General features: G+C 31.6%; 21 protein-coding genes. 13 read left to right on the top strand and 8 right to left on the bottom strand.

Annotated elements, in window-relative coordinates:
* The first annotated feature begins 280 nt into the window (after positions 1 to 280).
* Positions 281 to 763, top strand: coding sequence for a hypothetical protein (locus LG649_RS15235; RefSeq protein ID WP_226544680.1), 483 nt, complete (start codon positions 281 to 283; stop codon positions 761 to 763).
* Between the two features lie 29 nt (positions 764 to 792).
* On the opposite strand, the gene LG649_RS15230 is transcribed toward LG649_RS15235, so the two are convergent.
* The 6 genes from LG649_RS15230 to trmD all read right to left on the bottom strand — a co-directional run bounded on the left by LG649_RS15230 (position 793) and on the right by trmD (position 6,675).
* Positions 793 to 1,032 (bottom strand): DUF6095 family protein, encoded by a 240-nt coding sequence (locus LG649_RS15230; protein WP_226544679.1) that lies wholly within the window; start codon positions 1,030 to 1,032, stop codon positions 793 to 795.
* The gene (murQ, locus tag LG649_RS15225) at positions 1,022 to 1,840 is read right to left on the bottom strand and encodes an N-acetylmuramic acid 6-phosphate etherase (protein ID WP_226544678.1); all 819 of its coding nucleotides are present in this window, start codon (positions 1,838 to 1,840) and stop codon (positions 1,022 to 1,024) included. The genes LG649_RS15230 and murQ overlap by 11 nt, the downstream gene beginning before the upstream one ends.
* Positions 1,841 to 1,933: 93 nt before the next feature.
* Positions 1,934 to 4,144, bottom strand: coding sequence for an NADP-dependent isocitrate dehydrogenase (locus tag LG649_RS15220; protein WP_226544677.1), 2,211 nt, complete (start codon positions 4,142 to 4,144; stop codon positions 1,934 to 1,936).
* 782 nt (positions 4,145 to 4,926) lie between these two features.
* Entirely contained in the window at positions 4,927 to 5,277 is a 351-nt protein-coding gene (gene rplS / locus LG649_RS15215) for a 50S ribosomal protein L19 (protein WP_044632442.1), read from the bottom strand.
* A 228-nt stretch (positions 5,278 to 5,505) separates the two neighbouring features.
* Positions 5,506 to 5,994, bottom strand: a complete 489-nt coding sequence (locus LG649_RS15210; protein WP_226544676.1) for a GyrI-like domain-containing protein — start codon at positions 5,992 to 5,994, stop codon at positions 5,506 to 5,508.
* Between the two features lie 3 nt (positions 5,995 to 5,997).
* Positions 5,998 to 6,675 (bottom strand): tRNA (guanosine(37)-N1)-methyltransferase TrmD, encoded by a 678-nt coding sequence (gene trmD / locus LG649_RS15205; RefSeq protein WP_226544675.1) that lies wholly within the window; start codon positions 6,673 to 6,675, stop codon positions 5,998 to 6,000.
* A 321-nt stretch (positions 6,676 to 6,996) separates the two neighbouring features.
* On the opposite strand from trmD, the gene LG649_RS15200 reads away from it, so the two are divergent.
* From LG649_RS15200 to LG649_RS15190, 3 genes are all read left to right on the top strand, one after another.
* Positions 6,997 to 8,637, top strand: a complete 1,641-nt coding sequence (locus LG649_RS15200) for a CTP synthase (RefSeq protein WP_226544674.1) — start codon at positions 6,997 to 6,999, stop codon at positions 8,635 to 8,637.
* Between the two features lie 79 nt (positions 8,638 to 8,716).
* Positions 8,717 to 10,603 carry a membrane protein insertase YidC gene (gene yidC / locus LG649_RS15195; RefSeq protein WP_226544673.1) on the top strand — a complete coding sequence of 629 codons (1,887 nt, stop codon included), beginning with the start codon at positions 8,717 to 8,719 and terminating at the stop codon, positions 10,601 to 10,603.
* A 150-nt stretch (positions 10,604 to 10,753) separates the two neighbouring features.
* Complete coding sequence (locus tag LG649_RS15190) at positions 10,754 to 11,461, top strand: toxin-antitoxin system YwqK family antitoxin (protein WP_226544672.1); 708 nt, start codon at positions 10,754 to 10,756, stop codon at positions 11,459 to 11,461.
* 43 nt (positions 11,462 to 11,504) lie between these two features.
* Here the strand turns inward: LG649_RS15190 and LG649_RS15185 are convergent, their stop codons facing one another.
* The gene (locus tag LG649_RS15185) at positions 11,505 to 12,473 is read right to left on the bottom strand and encodes a fasciclin domain-containing protein (protein ID WP_226544671.1); all 969 of its coding nucleotides are present in this window, start codon (positions 12,471 to 12,473) and stop codon (positions 11,505 to 11,507) included.
* Positions 12,474 to 12,653: 180 nt separating this feature from the next.
* Here LG649_RS15185 and mnmA point away from each other — a divergent pair, with 180 nt between their 5' ends.
* The 7 genes from mnmA (at position 12,654) to LG649_RS15150 (ending at position 19,555) form a co-directional block, all read left to right on the top strand.
* On the top strand, positions 12,654 to 13,841 hold the full coding sequence (gene mnmA / locus LG649_RS15180; RefSeq protein WP_226544670.1) for a tRNA 2-thiouridine(34) synthase MnmA: 1,188 nt from the start codon (positions 12,654 to 12,656) through the stop codon (positions 13,839 to 13,841).
* A 25-nt stretch (positions 13,842 to 13,866) separates the two neighbouring features.
* Positions 13,867 to 15,459, top strand: coding sequence for a S8 family serine peptidase (locus LG649_RS15175; protein WP_226544669.1), 1,593 nt, complete (start codon positions 13,867 to 13,869; stop codon positions 15,457 to 15,459).
* Entirely contained in the window at positions 15,459 to 16,400 is a 942-nt protein-coding gene (locus LG649_RS15170; RefSeq protein ID WP_226544668.1) for an NAD(P)H-dependent flavin oxidoreductase, read from the top strand. Before LG649_RS15175 ends, LG649_RS15170 begins: the two co-directional genes overlap by 1 nt.
* 259 nt (positions 16,401 to 16,659) lie before the next feature.
* Positions 16,660 to 18,039, top strand: coding sequence for an MATE family efflux transporter (locus LG649_RS15165; protein ID WP_226544667.1), 1,380 nt, complete (start codon positions 16,660 to 16,662; stop codon positions 18,037 to 18,039).
* A gap of 6 nt (positions 18,040 to 18,045) precedes the next feature.
* A complete protein-coding gene (locus LG649_RS15160) occupies positions 18,046 to 18,273 on the top strand; it encodes a hypothetical protein (protein WP_226544666.1) in 228 nt (75 codons plus the stop codon).
* A gap of 123 nt (positions 18,274 to 18,396) precedes the next feature.
* On the top strand, positions 18,397 to 18,963 hold the full coding sequence (locus LG649_RS15155) for a phosphatase PAP2 family protein (protein WP_226544665.1): 567 nt from the start codon (positions 18,397 to 18,399) through the stop codon (positions 18,961 to 18,963).
* A 214-nt stretch (positions 18,964 to 19,177) separates the two neighbouring features.
* On the top strand, positions 19,178 to 19,555 hold the full coding sequence (locus tag LG649_RS15150; RefSeq protein ID WP_226544664.1) for a hypothetical protein: 378 nt from the start codon (positions 19,178 to 19,180) through the stop codon (positions 19,553 to 19,555).
* Between the two features lie 139 nt (positions 19,556 to 19,694).
* Here the strand turns inward: LG649_RS15150 and LG649_RS15145 are convergent, their stop codons facing one another.
* Entirely contained in the window at positions 19,695 to 20,249 is a 555-nt protein-coding gene (locus LG649_RS15145; protein WP_226544663.1) for a DUF2911 domain-containing protein, read from the bottom strand.
* A 172-nt stretch (positions 20,250 to 20,421) separates the two neighbouring features.
* Here LG649_RS15145 and LG649_RS15140 point away from each other — a divergent pair, with 172 nt between their 5' ends.
* Positions 20,422 to 20,973 carry an RNA polymerase sigma factor gene (locus LG649_RS15140; protein ID WP_226544662.1) on the top strand — a complete coding sequence of 184 codons (552 nt, stop codon included), beginning with the start codon at positions 20,422 to 20,424 and terminating at the stop codon, positions 20,971 to 20,973.
* Positions 20,957 to 21,541, top strand: coding sequence for a hypothetical protein (locus tag LG649_RS15135; protein WP_226544661.1), 585 nt, complete (start codon positions 20,957 to 20,959; stop codon positions 21,539 to 21,541). The genes LG649_RS15140 and LG649_RS15135 overlap by 17 nt, the downstream gene beginning before the upstream one ends.

Here is a 21,541-nt window from a genome sequence, read left to right as displayed (position 1 = left end):
CGCCTTTTTTAAACCCTTCACAACACTGTGAAGGGTTTTTTGTTTTTATTCCCTTTTTAATAATATTTAAGATTTTATATAGTTGATCTTTATTAAATCTATAGAGGCTATTTATTTATCAATAGTTTTATTTAATATTTTATAATTACGATTTTAAGTTTTAAGAATTATTAAAGTTACAGTTTTTAAAAGTATGTTATTTTATTCTTTTTTGTAAGGTTATTGTTGTGTATGGACTAAGAACAGAATATTTTTATTATTTTAAACAAAAATTCTTTGCATGCAATTACTCATTAAAGCGTCAATTGACACTCTTAGAAAATCAGAATCCTTATTGGAGCAAATATCTAATGAAGAATTAATGAATACATCTATAGGGCCTTACTATTCTAGTATAGGTTCTCATATAAGACATATTTATGACTTTTATAATTGTATTTTTAGAGAGGTTAATGGTGTTATAGATTTAACAGCAAGGGAAAGAAATACTGAAGTAGAATCATGTTGTAAAAGCGCTCAAAATTATTTGAAATTTATTTTAAGCAGGCTTAATGAATATAACTATGATGAAAATAATATTATTGTTATTGATAATTTGGGTAATGGTAAAACAGAAATAAATTATACTATAGAAGCTTTATTTGCTCAAGCTAATAGCCATACAATACACCATTACGCCATAATTAATTATATTATTGATCAACTTGGTATAAAACTAAAAGATTGTAGTTTTGGTTATAATCCTTCAACACCAAGAAATTAAAATACAGAATATTTTAAACTTTACTAATTTTATTTTTTATTTTTTTTAAAGATACTATTCATTATTGTATTAATACCTTTAAAAGCCAATATAACGGCCATAGCACAAATTAAACAGCCTACAATTAGCATTGGCATATAAAGAGGTTTTTCTTTATTATTTAAAGCCATATGCATAAAGGTTGGACCAATAAAGAAGCTAAACAAGGCAAAAATCATAATTTTAATGCCTTTGAATAACGTTTTTTTGTCTGTTTTATTAGTTTCCATTGTTATAGTTTTGAATAGCTAACCTAACATTTTTATATTTTTGAAGCAATTGTTTTGCTTCTTTTTCTGGTAAATTTAACTCGGCCATTATCATCTTAGTACCTCTATCGACTAATTTACTGTTACTAAGTTGCATGTCTACCATCTTGTTATCTTTTATACGACCTAATTTTATCATGGTAGAAGTAGTAATCATATTTAATACTAACTTTTGAGCAGTACCTGCTTTCATTCTAGAACTACCAGTAACAAATTCAGGACCTACAATAACCTCTATTGGATATTTTGCTGCATTAGATAATGGACTGTTTGCATTACAAGAAATACTTCCAGTAACAATATTATTGTTGTTACAATTTTCTAGAGCAGATATAACATAGGGTGTTGTGCCAGATGCAGCAATACCTATAACAATATCTTTTGATGTTATTTCAAACTTTTTTAAATCTTCCCAACCCTGGTTTATTGAGTCTTCGGCGTTTTCAACAGCGTTTCTAATAGCTGTTTCTCCACCAGCAATAATTCCTATTACTAGTTCTGGTGAAACACCAAAGGTGGGTGGGCATTCCGATGCATCTAAAATTCCTAAACGGCCACTAGTTCCAGCTCCAATATAAAATAAACGTCCACCTATACTCAATTTAGATACGACTTGGTTAACCAGTATTTCAATTTGAGGTAAAGCCTTTTCTACAGCTAGTGGAACGGTTTTATCTTCTTTATTAATATTTTCAAGCAATTCTTTTGTACTCATCTTTTCAAGATGATTGTATTTTGAATCTTGCTCAGTGGTTTTAATAAAACTCATATAGTTAAAAATAACAAATTTTAATAGTAATAATACGTATTAAAATTTGTTATTGAGAATAAGAAAAAAAGCTCCTGTAAAGGAGCCTTTTTATTAATTAATAATATTGTTGAAAGTTTTGCTAGGACGCATTACATTTTGCATTAATTCTGCATTTGGTTCGTAATAACCTCCAATACTAACAGCTTTACCTTGTATAGAATTTAACTCGTTAACAATATCAGATTCATTTGCTAATAATTGTTCTGCTATTGGTGTAAATTCTTCTTTTAAGGTAATATCTTCGGTTTGATTAGCTAACTCTTGAGCCCAATACATAGCTAAATAAAAGTGACTTCCTCTGTTGTCTAATTCTCCAGCTTTTCTTGACGGTCCTTTTTTGTTTTCTAATAATTTTTCCGTAGCATCATCTAATGTTTTTCCTAAAATCTTAGTTTTAGTATTGTTATTAACTTCGCTAAAATGTTCTAGAGAAACTGCTAATGCTAAAAATTCTCCTAAAGAATCCCAACGTAAATGGTTTTCTTCTAATAACTGTTGTACGTGCTTTGGAGCAGAACCACCAGCACCAGTTTCAAATAAACCTCCACCATTCATTAATGGTACAATAGATAACATTTTTGCACTAGTTCCAACTTCTAAAATTGGGAATAAGTCGGTTAAGTAATCTCTTAACACGTTCCCTGAAACCGAAATGGTATCTTCTCCAGCTTTTAATCTTTCGCAAGTAAATAATGTTGCTTCGATAGGTGATAGGATTCTTAAATCTAATCCATCGGTATCATGATCTTTTAAATAAAGATTTACTTTTTTAATTAACTCTGCATCATGAGCCCTGTTTTCATCTAACCAGAATACAGCAGGTGTTTCTGAAGCTCGAGCTCTAGTAACTGCTAATTTTACCCAGTCTTGAACAGGAGCATCTTTTGTTTGACACATTCTCCATATATCGCCAGCATTAACATCATGTTGCATTAACACATTACTGTTAGCATCAATAACTTTAACAACACCGTCTGTAGCAATTTCGAAAGTTTTATCGTGAGATCCGTATTCTTCTGCCTTTTGAGCCATTAATCCAACATTTGGGACGGTTCCCATTGTTGTAGGGTCGAAAGCACCATTCTTTTTACAGAAATCTATAGTTGCAGCGTATACACCAGCATAACTACTATCTGGAATTACGGCTTTAGTATCTTGTAATTTTCCTTCAGCATTCCACATTTGTCCAGAAGTACGAATCATAGCAGGCATAGAAGCATCAATAATTACATCACTTGGCACGTGTAAGTTTGTAATACCTTTATCTGAATTCACCATTGCCAATCCTGGTCCATTTTTATAAACAGCTTCAATATCAGCTTCAATTTCTGCTTTTTTATCTTCAGGAAGATCGTTTATTTTTTCAATTAGGTTTCCAAAACCAGAATTTACGTTTACACCAACACTTTCTAGTGCTTCACCATGTTTTTCAAAAATGTCTTTAAAAAATATTTTAACAGCATGACCAAATATAATTGGATCGCTTACTTTCATCATGGTAGCTTTCATGTGTAATGAAAACAATACACCTTGTTCTTTAGCGTCTGCTACTTGCTCTTCAAAAAAGCTAATTAAAGCCTTTTTGCGCATAACGGTAGAATCTATAATTTCACCTTTTAATAAGGCGAAGCTATCTTTTAAAACTGTAGTATTACCTTTTTCATCGGTGTGTTCTATAGTTATGTTTGTTGCTTCAGGAATAGTTACTGAAACTTCGTTGTGAGCAAAATCATTATCGCTCATTGTGGCAACGTGTGTTTTTGATTCGCTTTTCCATTCACCCATAGAGTGAGGATTCTTTTTAGCAAAGTTTTTAACGGCTTTTGGTGCACGTCTATCACTGTTACCTTCACGTAAAACGGGGTTTACAGCACTACCTTTAATTTTATCGTAACGAGATTTTATTTCTTTTTCGGTATCGTTTGCAGGTTCATCTGGATAACTAGGAATTGCGAATCCTTGAGATTGTAATTCTTTAATAGCTCCTTTAAGCTGCGGTATAGAAGCACTAATATTTGGTAATTTTATAATATTAGCCTCAGGCTTTTTTGCTAATTCACCTAAAATTGCTAAATCATCTGGAACTTGTTGATCTTCATTTAAATAATCAGGAAAAACAGCTAAAATTCTTGCGGCTAAAGAAATATCCTTCGTTTCAATTTCAATACCAGAAGATTTTACAAAGGCTTGAACAATAGGTAAAAAAGATTGTGTTGCTAAAGCTGGTGCTTCGTCTGTTTTTGTGTAAATTATTTTCGACATCAAATTGTAGTTTATTTATGTTTATTATTTCAGTTTAAATTATATCTAGTCTAATTTAAAGCGATGCGAATATACAAAAATTGACCTGTATTTTTGGTGTGAATTAGGCTGAAAATAGTAAAAAATGCATCATTTTAAACAAATTTGTAGCTATTGTTAAAATGAATACAAGAAATTATATTTTTATTACAAAATAAAAGCCATATCACTGAAGAATTTAATCTTCTTTGATATGGCTTTTCATGAAATAACCGCTTACTTTTTTAGCATTTTACTAAATTTTAACCTAAATAGACATTTAAATTAATCAAGTAATTAATTATTTCAACGAAGTAAGGATGTAATTTTCAAAATGTATTGACCTAATTAATCAACTTACTTCAAGATAATTGTTTACACTATAAACCTAATTATTACATAATTCTGTAATGACAGGTTTAAGCATTGTAATTATAAAAGTTAAATGCATAACCTTTAATAAATACATACATTTTAAAAATAGAATTAGTTAAAACTAATATATTCTTAAAAGTTAATAACAATTATAAAAATAAGAACGTTACCTTATTTAGAAGATAATATAAATTCATTGTCGGTAAATGAAATCCAAACGTATTTGGTTATTATTTCTATAACTAAATTACAAAATTATTTGCAACATTTTATATGTTTACCAGTTTAAATATCAACCGGTTATAAACCATATTTATTAACAATTGTTAATAACGAAAAAAGCCTTGGTTATTAACCAAGGCTTTTAAATCTGCAAAAGCAGTATAATATTAGCGTCTTACTTCTTTAATTCTAGCTTTCTTACCAGTTAAGCCTCTAAAGTAGTAAATTCTAGCTCTACGAACTTTACCACGCTTGTTTACTTCAATTTTTTGTAATGCTGGTAAATTTACCGGGAAAATACGTTCTACACCAATAGTTCCAGACATTTTTCTAATTGTAAAAGTTTCAGAAGTTCCTGAACCTCTACGTTGTATTACTACACCTCTAAAGAACTGAGTACGTACTTTTTCTCCTTCTCTAATTTCGTAGTAAACTGTTATTGTGTCTCCAGCGCTAAACTCTGGAAATTCTTTTCTTGTTACAAATTCGTCTTGTACAAATTTTACTAAAGATTCCATATCTTTAAAATATTAATTATGAGTTAATTCGAAACAACATTCACGATTCTCGCCAGAGGTTAACCCGAAATTGGCTGCAAAGATAATTAAAAAGTTATAACTAAAAAGTAAAAGTTTTAAAATTTTAATGCTTTTGGTGTTACCCCGTTATCTCGGGGTCAGGCTATCCACTATATCTTTTTTTCATCCTTCAAAAAAGGATGCCGTTACTATCCTTAACACAACTTTTTAGGATGTTTTTGGCTTTATAGGTATAAAAATGGCTTCTTCCGATTCTGGGTGATTACTTTTGTAAGAATTTCCAAGAACATTAAAATGAGGGCGATGGTCTAGAATATACGCAGAATTGTGCAACCAAGTTCCTAAAATATATCCCATAAAACCACCTATTTCTTGTGGTAAACCTTTGTAATTAAATTTAGCGTACAAACCAGGTTCAATATTAAAAGTTTCCATATTCTCTGGAATATTTTCAAAATTTTTAACTGCTAAAGTCGCCCATTTTGTAAAAATGTTGTTCGGGTTAAAGTTTTTAAAATAACCATCTTCATATACGCATATTTCAAAAACATCGGTATTAATAGGATTTTTAATTGTTTTTCGTTTTGGCATAAAAGCAGAAAATAAATTAAAGGTTTTATTTTCTGTAAGCGACATACTGATAGGCATACCAACAAGTAACGTTTCTGGAATGGTTACAATTTCAGGATTTACCATGTATTAATCTTCTAATAAATCTGGACGGCGTTCTTTGGTACGCTGGTAGGCTTGTTCTTCTCGCCATTTTTCAATCTCCGGTAAGTTACCGCTAAATAAAAGTTCAGGAACTTTCATGCCTTTATATTCGCGAGGTTTGGTATAAATTGGAGGTGCCAATAAATTATCTTGAAACGAATCGGTTAGGGCAGAGGTTTCATTTCCTAAAACACCTGGTATTAACCGTATAACAGCATCACAAAGTACAGCTGCACCTAATTCTCCACCAGAAAGTACATAATCGCCAATAGATATTTCTTTAGTTATAAAATGATCACGCACACGTTGGTCTACACCTTTATAATGTCCGCATAAAATAATTATGTTTTCTTTTAACGATAATTGGTTGGCAATACCTTGGTTTAAGGTTTCACCATCGGGTGTCATATAAATAATTTCGTCGTAATGTCGTTCTTCCTTGAGTTTACTGATACATATATCAATAGGTTCAATCATCATAACCATGCCTGCGCCACCACCAAATTGGTAGTCGTCTACACTTTTGTAGTTGTTATTACTATAATCGCGTAGGTTATGAAAATGAACTTCAACCAAATTAGCCTCAATAGCTCGTTTTAAAATTGAAGCCTCAAAAGGACTTTTAAGTAATTCCGGTAAAACCGTTATAATATCAATGCGCATAAAATTCTAATATAGATTGCAAAGATAATTTAATTGTTTGGGATATTTTGGATTGTTTTTTTTAGTTTTTTATCTATCCTGGTTAAATATGAATCACTTATTTTCTTTGAATTATATAGAAATGATGTTTTTTAATATTTTAAGGTTTACAGACTTTAAAAATAAATATCTATTTAGTGAATTGGTTTTTAATAAGTTTGAATATAAGGTTCTCAAAATCAAATAGTAGTACTTGTTAACAACTCCTAATTAAATAACTAAACTTAATTGCTTTATTAACTGGTTTAATTTTGTAAATTTGCCTGCGTTTAAAAGCGCAACATGACAACTACAACAAAATACATTTTCGTAACTGGCGGGGTTACATCATCTTTAGGTAAAGGTATAATTGCGGCATCGTTAGCCAAACTTTTACAGGCTCAAGGCTACCGCGTAACCATTCAAAAACTAGATCCTTATATAAACGTAGATCCGGGAACTTTAAATCCTTACGAACATGGCGAATGTTATGTAACTGATGATGGTGCAGAAACCGATTTAGATTTAGGCCATTACGAGCGTTTTTTAAACGTGCCAACTAGTCAGGCAAACAATGTAACAACAGGACGCATTTACCAAAGCGTTATTGAAAAAGAACGTCGTGGTGAGTTTTTAGGTAAAACGGTACAAGTTATTCCGCATATTACTGATGAAATTAAAGCACGCGTACAAAGCCTTGGTAATTCTGGCGATTACGATATTATTATTACCGAAATAGGTGGTACAGTTGGGGATATTGAATCTTTACCATACATAGAAGCCGTTAGGCAATTACGTTGGGATTTAGGAGAAAACAATGGTATTGTTATACATTTAACTTTAGTGCCATTTTTATCGGCAGCTGGCGAGCTTAAAACAAAACCAACACAACACAGTGTAAAAACATTGATGGAAAGTGGTGTGCAAGCCGATATTTTGGTTTGTAGAACCGAGCATGATTTACCTAACGATTTACGCCGTAAACTAGCGCTTTTCTGTAATGTAAAGGAAGAAGCTGTAATACAATCTATTGATGCTTCAACCATTTACGACGTACCAAATTTAATGCTAGACCAAGGTTTAGATAAAGTGGTACTTAAAAAACTTAATTTAAAAAGTACAAAACCAGATATTTCACGTTGGAATGAGTTTGTAAAACGCCATAAAAATCCAAAAACCGAAGTTACTATTGGTTTAGTAGGCAAATATGTAGAGTTACAAGACTCGTATAAATCCATTTTAGAAGCTTTAATACATGCAGGAGCAGAAAATGAAGTTAAGGTAAATATAGAATCTATACATTCTGAATATTTAAGCAGTGACAACATTAAACTAAAATTATCGCATTTAGATGGTGTTTTGGTAGCACCAGGATTTGGAGAGCGTGGTATTGAAGGTAAAATAGATGCAGTTAAGTTTGTTCGCGAAAATAATATTCCATTTTTAGGAATTTGTTTAGGTATGCAAATGGCAGTTATAGAATTTGCTAGAAATGTATTGAAGATAAAAGATGCCAATTCTACCGAAATGGCTCCAGATTGCGACAATCCTGTAATTAATTTAATGGAAGATCAAAAAAATATCACAGAAATGGGCGGAACCATGCGCTTAGGGTCATGGGATTGCGACCTTAAAATGGGAAGTCTGGCTAGAGATATTTATAAAGCTGAAAGTATTAAGGAGCGTCACCGCCACCGTTACGAATTTAACAGTGCATATAAGAGCCAAATGGAAGAAAAAGGTTTAATAGCCTCTGGTTTAAACCCTAATACAGGTTTAGTAGAGATTGTAGAATTACCAGAACATTCTTGGTTTGTAGGCGTACAATATCACCCTGAATACAAAAGTACAGTAGCTAATCCACATCCGTTATTTGTAGCTTTTGTAAAAGCTGCTTTTAACTACAAAAAGAAACATAAAAGTGCCACTTTGGCACAAAAATAAAACTGGATAGTTTTTTGATAATCAACATTCATTCTTGCCAATGCAAGAGTTTTTAACTATTACGAATACAATTTATTAAATGGAAGAAAAGAAGTTAGACATTAATTCAATAATTGGTTTTGTACTAATTTTTGGTATTTTAATGTACATGTTGTGGCAAAACCAGCCAACACAAGAAGAACTTGAAGCTGAAGAAAAGGCTAAACAAGAACAAGTTGAAGCCGAGAAAAAAAACAACCAAACTAAAACAGCCACAACTACAGATTATACTTTAGGAAGCGATATAGATTCGCTTCAGCTTGTAGCATTAAAAAATAAATTAGGTGCTTTTGCATATTCTGCTACGCAATCTTCCAACAACGAAACCACTGTTGAAAGCGATTTATTAGCTTTAAAATTTAGTAACAAGGGTGGTTATTTAAGTGAAGTACGCTTAAAAAAGTTTGTTGATTTCGATTCGGTTCCTATCTATTTAATAAAAGATAACAATTCTGGTTTCAACATTAATTTTGGAACTTCAGATAGCCGTGTTTTAAATACTAAAGATTTACCTTTTGTACCAACAGTTACTAAAAATGGAGATGTTACTGTAGTGTCTATGAAGCTAAAAGTTTCAGAAAGTAAATTTTTAGAATACCGTTACGAAATTAAAGATAACGATTACATGATGGATTTTACAATCCGTTCTCAAGGCTTAAGCGATGTAATTAACAGTTCTCAAGACATCAATTTAAATTGGGATTTAAAAGGATACCGTCATGCTAAAAGTATTTCTTACGAAAATCGTTATACAGATATTCATTACGAATATGAAGATGGAAAAGATGATTATACAGGAGCAAGAGATGCAGATGAAGATTTAGAAGATGTAACTTGGATAGGGTATAAGCAACATTTCTTTACATCGGTTTTACTTACCGATAAAGCATTTAAAACAGCAAACATTAAAGCTGAAAATTTAGTAGAAGACGAAGAAATAGATACAGTTTATACTAAATACTTCGCTGCAAAAATGCCTTTAGAGTTGCAAGGTGGCGAAATTAATCAACCTATGGATTTCTATTTTGGTCCAAGTGAATTTAAAACTTTAAATGCTTACAACCGCAATTTAGATGAAATTGTACCATTTGGTTGGGGTATTTTTGGCGTAATAAACCGTTACATTTTCATGCCTTTATTTGGTATGTTAGGTAATTGGTTACCTTACGGTATAGCTATTATTGTAATGACTATTTTGGTTAAGATATGTTTATCGTTTGTGCAATATAAGCAATTCTTATCTCAGGCTAAAATGAAAATTTTAAAGCCAGAATTAGATGCCATTCGCGAAAAGTACAAGAATAATAAAATGAAAGCGCAACAAGAAACAATGGCGTTACAAACCAAGGCAGGAGCTAGCCCAATGGCAGGATGTTTACCCGCCTTAATACAAATTCCAGTGTTTTATGCGTTATTCCAATTTTTCCCTTCGGCTTTTCAATTAAGACAGCAAAAATTCCTTTGGGCAGACGATTTATCGTCATACGATGTTATTGCAGATTTACCATTCCATATTCCTTTTTATGGTAATCACGTAAGTTTGTTTCCTATTTTAGCGTCTGTAGCTATATTCTTTTACATGCGATTAACTACAGGACAAAATGTACAAACAGCTCCACAACAAGAAGGTATGCCAGATATGGCTAAAATGATGAAATATATGATGTATTTCTCACCAATAATGATGCTGTTTTTCTTTAATAATTACGCATCAGGGTTAAGTTTGTATTATTTTATATCAAACTTAATTAGTATCGGAATTATTCTAGTAATTAAAAACTTTATTTTGGACGAAGATAAAATACACGCCCAAATTCAAGAGAAAAAGAAACAGCCGCGTAAGCAAAATCGTTTTCAGCGTAAAATGTCTGAAATGATGGAGCAAGCAGAACAACAGCAAAAAGCACAACAAAACAAGCGTAAATAAAGTTATAAATTATAAAAAAAGCTGCTATAAATATTTTATAGCAGCTTTTTTATTTGTGCAATTTGGTGTTAAATTTGTCGTTTATAAATTTATTAAGAAGTTTTGTTTAGACTATTAAGCGTTACTTTAACTAATAATAATTTTAATTTTATGAATATTTATAAGTTCGTTTTTATATCAATTTTTCTGATTAAGTTTTCTGGTTTTTCTCAAGATATTAATCAATTTGATGAGGCTGGAAAGCGACATGGTATTTGGAAGAAGAATTTTGAAGGTACAAAAGTAACTAGATATGAAGGCGAGTTTTTTCATGGTAAAGAAATTGGTATTTTTAAATATTATAAAAATATTGGCAATCATGCTGTTTTAACTGCAACTAAAGCGTTTAATAAAGATAACAGCATTGCAACCGTTAAATTTTTAGCATCTACGGGTAAAGTTATTAGCGAAGGCCAAATGGATGATAAAAAATATATTGGAACATGGAAATATTATCATAGATATTCTGATAATTTATTAACCTTGGAGCATTATAATAATAACGGCGAATTACATGGCGAACGTATTGTATATTATACAAATGGTGCAATGGCAGAAAAGCAAAACTACTTAAATGGTAATTTGCAGGGGGAGTCAGTTTGGTATACTAAAGAACAAACTATTTTGAAAAGTTACTCATATAACAATGGTGAATTACATGGTCTATCTCAGTTTTATAACCCTTTAGGAGAGTTAATTACCGAAGGCCACTATAAGAATGGTAAAAAGGCAGGTGTTTGGAAATATTATGAAAATGGTAATTTGGTTGAAGAAAAAGATATGAGTGCTAAACCAAAAAGAATAAAAAAAACGCCTTAATTTTAAGGCGTTTTTTCTTTTTCATAATCAATTTTTCTCCCTTTTATTGCGCAGGTAAAATTACTTTATCTATAACATGAACAACACCATTAGTAGCTTGTATATCAACTAAGCTTGTAATAATATTACTTACCCTATCATTCATATCTGTAATTGTAAAGGCTGTAGCATCAACAGTTACATCGCCTCCAAGAGTAGTAACAGTTCCAGATGTAAGTTGGCTAGATTGTACATTTGCATTAACTATATGATTTAATAAAACAGCATCAACGGTATCTGTATCAATATCTGTTAATTCATCAACACCAAGTTCTTCTAGTAAATTAGTAAATGCATCATTAGTTGGCGAAAAAACAGTAAAAGGCCCCGCTTCACTGTTCGATACTGTTTCAATGTAAGGTACAGTTGGGCTACCAGTATCGGCGTAAGCTAAAACACTTACTAAAGTAGATAATGCCGAATTAGTTGTAGCAAAAGTAGCAATTGTTGGTAACGTAATAACTTCGTCAATAATGTGAACCACACCATTTGATGTACTTACATCTGCAGTAGTAACTGTTGCCATTCCGTTAAAAGTTACTCCTGATGTACCGTCATAAAAAATACTCAAATTAGTTGAGCTAGGGCCATCTGCCATTGTTGTTGTGTAACCTGTATTTCCTATTAGGGCAGATGATTCAATGTTAACACTTGGAATAACATGATTTAATAAAATTTGAGTTAATACATCATCTGGAACTTCAGATAGGGCACTGTAGCCATTGTCGCTTAAAAATGATGTAAATGCAGCATTGGTTGGAGCTAGAACTGTTCGATCACCGGCAGCAGATAAAGCATCTACCAAGTCTGCTTGTATAACAGCTTCAACTAGAATGCTTAAATCTGAAACACTTTGAGCGGTTTCTACAATGTTTAATTCTTGTGGGGTAGTGCCTTCATCATCACTGTTACAAGATGATAAGATAAGAGCAAATACAATTACTAATGGTTTTAATAAATTTAACTTTTTCATGTTGTTAGATTTTGTTTTGTTTAACAAAAATAGTTAAAATTTAAACAGAATTAATTTTTTGTTTATTAAAATTTGTTAAAATTTAAACAAAAATTGTTTTTCCACACCTTTAGGTCACTAAGTTGGGAGGGTTAAAAAATGATATTTATATGTATATTTGCAGCCTAAAAATTGGTATTTATGAAACGGGTAATAATAGGGCTTTCAGGAGGTGTAGATTCAAGTGTTGCAGCTTATTTGTTACAACAACAAGGTTATGAGGTTATTGGATTGTTTATGAAAAATTGGCACGATGATTCAGTTACCATATCCAATGAATGCCCTTGGCTAGACGATAGTAATGATGCTATGCTAGTAGCAGAAAAGTTAGGTATTCCATTTCAAACAGTAGATTTAAGCGCTCAGTACAAAGAGCGAATTGTAGATTATATGTTTAATGAATACGAAAAAGGTAGAACACCAAACCCAGATGTACTATGCAATCGCGAGATAAAGTTTGATGTATTCATGAAGATAGCACTCGATTTAGGAGCAGATTATGTTGCTACGGGGCATTATTGCCGTAAAGGCACAATAGAGAAAGACGGAAAGGAAGTTTACCAATTATTAGCTGGTGTTGATGGTAATAAAGACCAATCGTATTTTTTATGTCAATTATCTCAAGAACAACTAGCAAAATCTCTATTTCCAATAGGTGAATTAACAAAACCAGAGGTTCGTGAAATAGCTTCAGAGTTAGATTTAATTACTGCAGACAAAAAAGATTCTCAAGGACTGTGCTTTATAGGCAAAGTGAAGTTGCCTGAGTTTCTTCAGCAACAGCTTAAACCAAAAGAAGGCGAAATTGTTGAAATCCCAAACAATTTAGAGGTTTATAGCCAAACTGAAACAAGCTTTAATTCAAAAGAAGAGGAATTAAGTTATTTATCTCGTAAAATAAAATATTCAAAAAATCAAGGCAAAGTTGTTGGTAAACATCAAGGAGCGCACTACTTTACAAAGGGTCAACGAAAAGGTTTAGCTGTTGGGGGTACAGTAGAGCCATTGTTTGTTATAGATACAAATGTTGAAGAAAATATAATATATACTGGCCAAGGAAAATTACATCCAGGATTATTTAAAAAGGCCCTTTTTGTTGCAAATGAGGAGTTGCATTGGGTAAGAGAAGACCTAGCATTAAATACTAATGAAACCATGCCTGTTAAAGCACGAATTCGCTACAGACAAACTTTAGAAGAAGCTACTCTGCATAAAGTAGAAAACGGATTGTATGTTGTGTTTAAAAACCATCAATCGGCAATTACAGAAGGACAATTTGTAGCTTGGTATTTAAACGATGAGTTAGTAGGTTCGGGCGTAATTTCTTAAATTGCAGTAAACAACATACTGCCCCATGAAATTTTTAGTTTTAATTTTATTTGTTTGCCCTAGTTTCCTTTTCTCTCAAAATGAAGATGCTTGGGTGTTTTTAACAGACAAAGAAAACGTAGAAGCATCAATAGCCAATCCTATTTCTATTTTAACTCAAAAAGCTATTGATAAAAAACAAAGATTTAATATTACTATAGATGCAAGAGACGTTCCTGTAAACGAAAATTACATTACTCAAATAAAAGCGCAAACAGGTATAGCTGTTTTGGCAAAGTCTAAATGGTTTAATGCCGTTCATGTTCGAGGTAGCGAAACAGATATTAAGGCTTTAGCAGTATTAAGTTTTGTTGATAGCATTGATTTTGCAGACGATAACTTAAACACTTCAAAATCTGTAGCCGATAAAATTGTAAATAAATTTGAGGGCATTAAAACTACATTTAATTATGGAAGTGCCACCAATCAAATAGAAATGATAAGTGGAGATAATTTACATTTAGATGATTTTACTGGTTCCGGAATTACCATTGCTATTTTCGACTCAGGTTTCCCAAATGTAAATACCATGGGTGGTTTTGAGCGATTAAGAAATGCAGGAAATATTTTAGATGTATACGATTTTGTAAACCGAGATACCGATGTTTATAACGCTGAGCAACATTATCATGGTACTTTGGTTTTAAGCACTATGGCTGGTTATATTGAAAACAGCTATGTAGGTACAGCACCCGATGCTTCCTATTATTTATTTATAACCGAAGATGTAAGTAGCGAAACTCCAGCCGAAGAAAGTTATTGGGTAGAAGCCGCAGAACGTGCAGATAGTTTAGGTGTAGATATTATTAATACCTCATTAGGATACAAAGTGTTCGATAATGCAAGCTACACCTACACAGATGCCGAAATGAATGGTTACACTACATTTATAACACGAGGAGCAAATATTGCATTCGAAAAAGGTTTGCTTTTAATTACTTCTGCAGGAAATGAAGGTACAGATGGTATTACAGCACCAGCCGATTCCCCAAATACATTATCTATTGGTGCGGTAAATTCCAATGGAAATTATGCATCGTTCAGCTCTGTTGGTAGTTCTATTCAGCCTACCCAAAAACCTGATGTTGTAGCACAAGGAGAATCTAGTGTTTTAATTAATACAAATAATAATATTTCTACGGCCAGTGGAACTTCTTTTAGTTCGCCAATTTTAGCTGGTGGTATTGCTTGTTTATGGCAGGCATTACCTAGTAAAACACCAGAAGAAATTATGCAGCTAGTTCGCCAATCGGCATCGCAATATGCAACACCAGATTATTTTTTAGGTTATGGCATTCCAAACTTATATAATGCTTATAATTTAGGTTTATCTGTGAAAAATACAAGTTTAACTCAACTAAAAGTATATCCAAACCCGACAAGCGGAAAGGTTTATTTCTCTGGAATAAATGGTGAAACATCAATTACCGTTTTTAACGTTTTAGGAAAATTTTTAGGCTATTATAATTTTACTTCAGAAACTGAAACAATGGATTTTTCGTTTTTAAAATCTGGAGTGTACTTTTTTAAAATAGAACAAGATAACAGTTCTAGAACCATAAAATTTATTAAAGAGTAATGGCAAATTGCGTAGCAGAATTGTTTAAAATTAAATATCCTATTGTTCAAGCAGGAATGGTATGGAATAGTGGATGGCGTTTAGCTTCAGCCGCAAGCAACTCAGGTATTTTAGGCATTTTAGGTGCAGGCAGTATGTATCCAGAGGTTTTGCGAGAACATATTATTAAATGTAAAAAAGCAACAAATAAACCTTTTGGTGTTAATGTACCTTTGTTGTATCCAGATATAGATAAATTAATGGACGTAATTGTTCAAGAAGGTATAAAAATAGTCTTTACATCGGCAGGAAACCCAAAAACATGGACTAAGTGGTTGCAAGACAAAGGTATTACTGTAGTACATGTTGTAAGCAGCCTAAAGTTTGCTTTAAAGGCTCAAGATGCTGGTGTTGATGCTATTGTAGCAGAAGGCTTCGAGGCTGGTGGTCATAACGGTAGAGATGAAACCACTACTTTAACTTTAATACCTATGGTTAAAGACCAAATGACAATTCCTTTAATTGCTGCAGGTGGTATTGCAACTGGTAGAGGTATGTTGGCAGCAATGGTTTTAGGTGCCGATGGTGTACAAATAGGAAGTAGGTTTGTAGCAAGCAAAGAAAGTTCTGCCCATCAAAAATTTAAGGAATTAGTTGTTAATGCTAAGGAAGGTGATACACAACTTACTTTAAAAGAATTAGCTCCTGTACGATTGCTTAAAAACGAATTTTATAATCAACTACAAGATTTATATAAAACTACACCAACAACTGATGAATTAAAAGCTTTATTAGGAAGAGGTAGAGCAAAAAAAGGAATGTTTGAAGGCGATTTAGATGAAGGCGAACTTGAAATAGGTCAGGTTTCAGGGTTGATAAATACAATAAAACCCGTTTCGGAAATTGTAACAGAAATAATTTCTGAATTTAACGAGGCTAAAAATAAAATATACACATTATAAACTATGTGATATGCAAACAGGAGAAAATATTTATTTTCTCCTGTTTGATGAAAAACTATTTAGCCTAATTTTTAATCCCTTTAAAATATTTGCTTTTTGTTTTTCGTTTGGAGCAAATAATTTGATTTTCAGATTGTTATTGTAAATTTAATAAAAAAAATATTAAAAATCGATAATTTATAAAAAATACACATCAATTTTTAATTATTTAATAACTATATCAATTGGTAATAATTAGTGTTAAGCGTACTTTTGCCTAATGAATTTAGGCGATTATACAAAGGAATTTAAGTATAACTGGAAGTTGGCTTCTCCGGTTATGTTAGGTATGCTTGGTCATACTTTTGTAAGTTTTATAGATAATATAATGGTTGGCCAATTAGGTACTGCAGAACTTGCAGCAGTATCTTTAGGTAATAGTTTTATGTTTATAGCTATGTCTTTAGGGATTGGCTTTTCTACAGCTATTACGCCCTTAATTGCTGAAGCAGATGCCGCAAAAGATTTTGCTTCAGGAAAATCATCATTTAAGCATGGTTTGTTTTTATGTACTACTTTGGGGGTTTTATTATTTTTAATGGTATTTTTTGGTAAGCCATTAATGTATTTAATGAAACAACCTGTTGAGGTAGTGGAGTATGCTATTCCGTACTTAAATTTAGTAGCATTTTCTCTTATTCCGCTAATAGTGTTTCAGGCCTTTAAACAGTTTAGCGATGGCTTGTCTATGACACGATACCCTATGTACGCTACACTTTTGGGGAATATTGTAAATGTAATTTTAAATTACCTTTTAATTTTTGGTAAGTTTGGTTTCCCAGAACTGGGAATGGTTGGTGCCGCTTATGGTACTTTGGCTTCACGAATAATTATGGTATTTTATTTGTGGTTTTTACTTTACAAAAAAGAAAAATCTAAAGACTATGTTACTAACATTAAGTTTTTTGTTTTAGAAAAATTAATGCTTAAAAAAATAATAAACCTTGCAGCACCTAGTGCCATGCAAATGTTTTTTGAGGTCGCTATTTTTACAGCAGCAATTTGGTTAAGCGGCTTGTTGGGTAAAAATCCGCAGGCGGCTAATCAGGTAGCTTTAAATTTATCGTCTATGACGTTTATGGTTGCCACTGGTTTAAGTGTGGCTTCTATGATAAGAGTTGGAAACCAAAAAGGGCTTAAAAATTATGTAGAGCTTAGGCGTATAGCGTTCTCAATATTTTTGTTAGGCATAATATTGGCGTTTTGTTTCGCGATATTATTTTTAATTTTTCATAATTATTTACCTAAGTTGTATGTAGATTTTAATGATGCAGAAAATTTTGCAGATAATACCGAAGTGGTAAACATAGCTTCTAATTTACTTATTGCTGCAGCAATTTTTCAGGTTAGCGATAGTATACAAGTTTTGGTTTTAGGCGCTTTACGCGGATTACAAGACGTAAAAATACCAACTATAATAACATTTATTTCGTATTGGTTGGTTGGGTTCCCGATTAGCTGGTACTTTGGTAAAGCAGAAGCCTATGGTAGTTTTGGTATTTGGTTAGGTTTACTCGCTGGTTTAAGTACTGCTGCAATTTTATTATATATTAGGTTTAATTATTTAACGAAACGTTTAATTTTGTCGAATAGCAAATAACGATACATGACACTTCCAAAATTTATTTTAGGCGATAATAGCGATTACCCAAATGCTATTTTTATTATTCATACCGAATTTCCAAGGTTTATAATTAATCTTGAAAATGATGAGTTAGAATGGTTTGAAGATTTTGATGCTGAAGACCAAAAGGAATTGGAGGTTGAAACCCAAAATGCTATTAAAGAAGCTACAGCATTTTATGATGCCGAAATAGCTAAATACGAAGACTAAAACTGCGTTAGGGATTGCAGCGGTATCCTTTTTAATTTAAAATTACTGCCAAAAGCAAGAATTTTAAATTAAAAAGATTTAGCGTAAAGCCCGACCCTTGTGGTAACGCCCAAAATATGCAACATGATTGAACAACTTATTGAACAGGATGAAGCGCTTTTTTTATTTTTAAATAATTTAGGTTCGCCAGAATGGGATACCTTGTGGTTAATAATTACTAATAAGCTTTCGTTTATCCCGCTTTACGCTGTTTTAATGTTTTTATTTTATAAAAAATTTGGACTTAAAGCGTTGCTTATTTTTATTGTTGTTACGGCTTTAATGATTGCATTTACAGACCAAATTACTAATGTTTTTAAGCGTTTTTATGCGCGCTCTAGACCTTGTAGAACCGAGGGAGTTATGGAGTATATGCGCATGGTGGCTTCGTATTGTGGTAAATATGGTTTCTTTTCAGGGCACTCGTCTAACACTATGGCAGGAGCCATTTTTATAGGTTTAATTTTAAGACCGCATTATAAAAAGTTAATTTATTTTATGGTGTTGTGGAGTATAACGGTAGCTTATAGCCGAATTTACGTAGGTGTACATTACCCACTAGATATTTTATGCGGAATGACTTTTGGTGTTATTTCGGGTTTAATTTTTTATAAGTTTATGAAATACTTATTAATACATTTTAATATTTAATTTTTTAGGGTGTTTTTCTTGTTACAAATACCATAATTTTCTTCATTTAATTTTATTTAATTATAAATATTATAGACATTTTCTTTTTGCAAAAGGGTGTTTTATATGTTGATTTACAACCTGTTATGTTGCAATTTTGTTTTGTGGCTTTGTTAAAGCTATAAGCGTAAACCGAAAAGCTTAAGATAGAGTAGGTATTTAAATTTTAATTATTATGGCAACTATAACAAATTTGCAATTAGACATTAAAAAAGGAAGTAGTTCAAGTGATGTAACTGTAAGTTACGAGCTATGCTTTTCGCATTGTGAGCGATTAGATGAAACTGTTTTTGTTGAAACTATTACATTAAGAGGAGATGATCCTATTAGTGATGACCATTTAACTACAATATCTAATACTTGTGTTAAGGCAACTAAAGCTTGCATTAAAAGAAAATTTACACGTAAAGTTAATAATTCTGTATTAAATGAAGATCCAAAAATTCTTTGGGTTAAACAATCGGATGAGGTATATGCTAGAGTAGCTCTTTTACCTTTTAATCCAAGTTCTACATCATCAAATTCAAATATTGTAAATTCATATTTTGATTAATTGGAAGTAGAAGTTTTATGATATTATTTTTGTTAAAGCATGAAAAATTATCTCTAAAGGTTTTCATGCTTTATTTTTTATCAATATATACAAACAAGTGTATGTCAAAACTTAGAAATAATCTTTTTAAATGTGAAGTTTATTTTAATGGTACAGAAATTTTAACATCATCCCAGGCCATAGTTAAAAATAAGTTATCTGTAGAATTATCAAAAGCGATAGTAAATTGCTCAACGGTTGTATTAAGTTTTTGTACAGGTACATCAACGCTTACAGCATCGTAATTAGGATCCCACATAGGTTGCATTTGTTCGTTTACACCCCATTTGTATTGTTTAGAGTTAAAAATAACCGTCCACACGGAGTCTCTTGGCACGGTCCAAAGTGTGTATTTACCTTCAGCTAATGTAAAGCCGTTAACATCTAGTTTTTTATTAGTTTCAAAAGTAGTGGCTTCGTTGGCACCAGTACGCCAAACTTGGTTGTAAGGTACAAGAGCCCCAAAAATTTCACGATTTTTCTTGTAAGGTCTATTGTAAAATACTTTAAGTTTTAAGTCATTAAGCTCAAATTTTACGGTATCTTTTGGACTTAATCGTGGCGCAAAAATATTTTCAACAAATACAGAATATAACAATAAACCTAGCGCAATAATGGATAAAAAAACTAAAATTCGTTTTAAGAGGGTGTTCATGCAGAGCAATTTTAAGCTGTAAATATACTTTAAAAACTAATAAATATTGAATTAGAAACGAGTATTTAACGTGCTTTGTTATAAATTTTAAAAAAATATTTAATTTTTTTGCAACACTACTTTTTTTTAGTCGTCTTTAAGATGAACTATAAACCAACCAAAAGAAAAACGCATGTTTCAAGTTGACATTATTGAACAATGTAAACAAAACAATCGCAAGGCACAAATGCAGTTATACAACCAGTACTGCGATGGTATGTATATTGTTGCTAAACGATTTTTAAAAGATGCTGCCGATGCCGAAGATGTGGTGCAAGAAGCTTTTATTAAGGCTTTTACAAAGCTACATCAATATAAAGCAGAGGTTACTTTTGGAGCTTGGTTAAAACGCATTGTTGTAAATAAAAGTATCGATTTTTTAAAATCTAAAAAGCAACAACTTATAGATTTAGAAGAAGTGCACTTAAAAGTTATTGATACACCAAAAAACGACAAATGGTTAGTAGAAGATACAATAACACTAAGCGATGTTAAATCAGCAATAAACAAGCTGCCAGATAAATACCAATATGTGGTAATGCTATATTTAATTGAAGGATACGACCATCAAGAAATATCTGAAATTTTAAATATTACCGAAGTTGCTTCACGTACACAATTATCTAGAGGAAAAGTAAAATTACAAGAACTTTTAAAACCTACACACAATGGCACAAGATATTAGAGAGTTATTTAAAAATGATAAAGTTAGCCATGAAAAAATGCCTAACCAACATCAAGATCGGTTTCTTGAAAAATTAAACCATGCATTACCTCAAAAAAAGAAAAAACATTTTACTTGGATGCATATAGCAGCTAGTGTTGTGGTAATTTTAGGTTTAAGTTTTACAGCTTATAATTTTTTTAAAACAGGTAATACAACTGAAATATCTAATGTTGAAGTGGCAGAAAATGAATCTGAAACAGAGCCAATTAAAACTTTAGGCGATTTTTCTCCGGGGTTAAAAAAAGTTGAAGATTATTATTTAGCAAGTATAAATTTAGAATTGAGCAAAATTAAATACACGCCAGAAAATAAAGAAATGCTTGACGATTATATAAATCAGCTTCAAGTTTTAGATTTAGAATATAAAAGACTTTCGGTAGATTTAACAGAGTCTGGCTTAAATGAGCTCACGGTTAATGCTTTAATAGATAATTTAAAATTGCGCTTAAATTTATTGTATCGTTTAAGAACTCAAATACAAGAATTAAATCCGTCTGCATCAACAGACGTTAAACAATCTATTTAA

The sequence above is a fragment of the Neotamlana laminarinivorans genome, from assembly GCF_020523925.1.
Taxonomy (GTDB): domain Bacteria; phylum Bacteroidota; class Bacteroidia; order Flavobacteriales; family Flavobacteriaceae; genus Neotamlana; species Neotamlana laminarinivorans.
This window is presented reverse-complemented; position numbering and strand designations above follow the sequence as displayed.

What these genes read in the sequence shown, in the direction of transcription:
- LG649_RS15235 (WP_226544680.1), top strand. Translation starts at nt 281, where the DNA reads ATGCAATTACTCATTAAAGCGTCAATTGACACTCTTAGAAAATCAGAA.
- LG649_RS15230 (WP_226544679.1), bottom strand. Translation starts at nt 1,032, where the DNA reads ATGGAAACTAATAAAACAGACAAAAAAACGTTATTCAAAGGCATTAAA.
- murQ (WP_226544678.1), bottom strand. Translation starts at nt 1,840, where the DNA reads ATGAGTTTTATTAAAACCACTGAGCAAGATTCAAAATACAATCATCTT.
- LG649_RS15220 (WP_226544677.1), bottom strand. Translation starts at nt 4,144, where the DNA reads ATGTCGAAAATAATTTACACAAAAACAGACGAAGCACCAGCTTTAGCA.
- rplS (WP_044632442.1), bottom strand. Translation starts at nt 5,277, where the DNA reads ATGGAATCTTTAGTAAAATTTGTACAAGACGAATTTGTAACAAGAAAA.
- LG649_RS15210 (WP_226544676.1), bottom strand. Translation starts at nt 5,994, where the DNA reads ATGGTAAATCCTGAAATTGTAACCATTCCAGAAACGTTACTTGTTGGT.
- trmD (WP_226544675.1), bottom strand. Translation starts at nt 6,675, where the DNA reads ATGCGCATTGATATTATAACGGTTTTACCGGAATTACTTAAAAGTCCT.
- LG649_RS15200 (WP_226544674.1), top strand. Translation starts at nt 6,997, where the DNA reads ATGACAACTACAACAAAATACATTTTCGTAACTGGCGGGGTTACATCA.
- yidC (WP_226544673.1), top strand. Translation starts at nt 8,717, where the DNA reads ATGGAAGAAAAGAAGTTAGACATTAATTCAATAATTGGTTTTGTACTA.
- LG649_RS15190 (WP_226544672.1), top strand. Translation starts at nt 10,754, where the DNA reads ATGAATATTTATAAGTTCGTTTTTATATCAATTTTTCTGATTAAGTTT.
- LG649_RS15185 (WP_226544671.1), bottom strand. Translation starts at nt 12,473, where the DNA reads ATGAAAAAGTTAAATTTATTAAAACCATTAGTAATTGTATTTGCTCTT.
- mnmA (WP_226544670.1), top strand. Translation starts at nt 12,654, where the DNA reads ATGAAACGGGTAATAATAGGGCTTTCAGGAGGTGTAGATTCAAGTGTT.
- LG649_RS15175 (WP_226544669.1), top strand. Translation starts at nt 13,867, where the DNA reads ATGAAATTTTTAGTTTTAATTTTATTTGTTTGCCCTAGTTTCCTTTTC.
- LG649_RS15170 (WP_226544668.1), top strand. Translation starts at nt 15,459, where the DNA reads ATGGCAAATTGCGTAGCAGAATTGTTTAAAATTAAATATCCTATTGTT.
- LG649_RS15165 (WP_226544667.1), top strand. Translation starts at nt 16,660, where the DNA reads ATGAATTTAGGCGATTATACAAAGGAATTTAAGTATAACTGGAAGTTG.
- LG649_RS15160 (WP_226544666.1), top strand. Translation starts at nt 18,046, where the DNA reads ATGACACTTCCAAAATTTATTTTAGGCGATAATAGCGATTACCCAAAT.
- LG649_RS15155 (WP_226544665.1), top strand. Translation starts at nt 18,397, where the DNA reads ATGATTGAACAACTTATTGAACAGGATGAAGCGCTTTTTTTATTTTTA.
- LG649_RS15150 (WP_226544664.1), top strand. Translation starts at nt 19,178, where the DNA reads ATGGCAACTATAACAAATTTGCAATTAGACATTAAAAAAGGAAGTAGT.
- LG649_RS15145 (WP_226544663.1), bottom strand. Translation starts at nt 20,249, where the DNA reads ATGAACACCCTCTTAAAACGAATTTTAGTTTTTTTATCCATTATTGCG.
- LG649_RS15140 (WP_226544662.1), top strand. Translation starts at nt 20,422, where the DNA reads ATGTTTCAAGTTGACATTATTGAACAATGTAAACAAAACAATCGCAAG.
- LG649_RS15135 (WP_226544661.1), top strand. Translation starts at nt 20,957, where the DNA reads ATGGCACAAGATATTAGAGAGTTATTTAAAAATGATAAAGTTAGCCAT.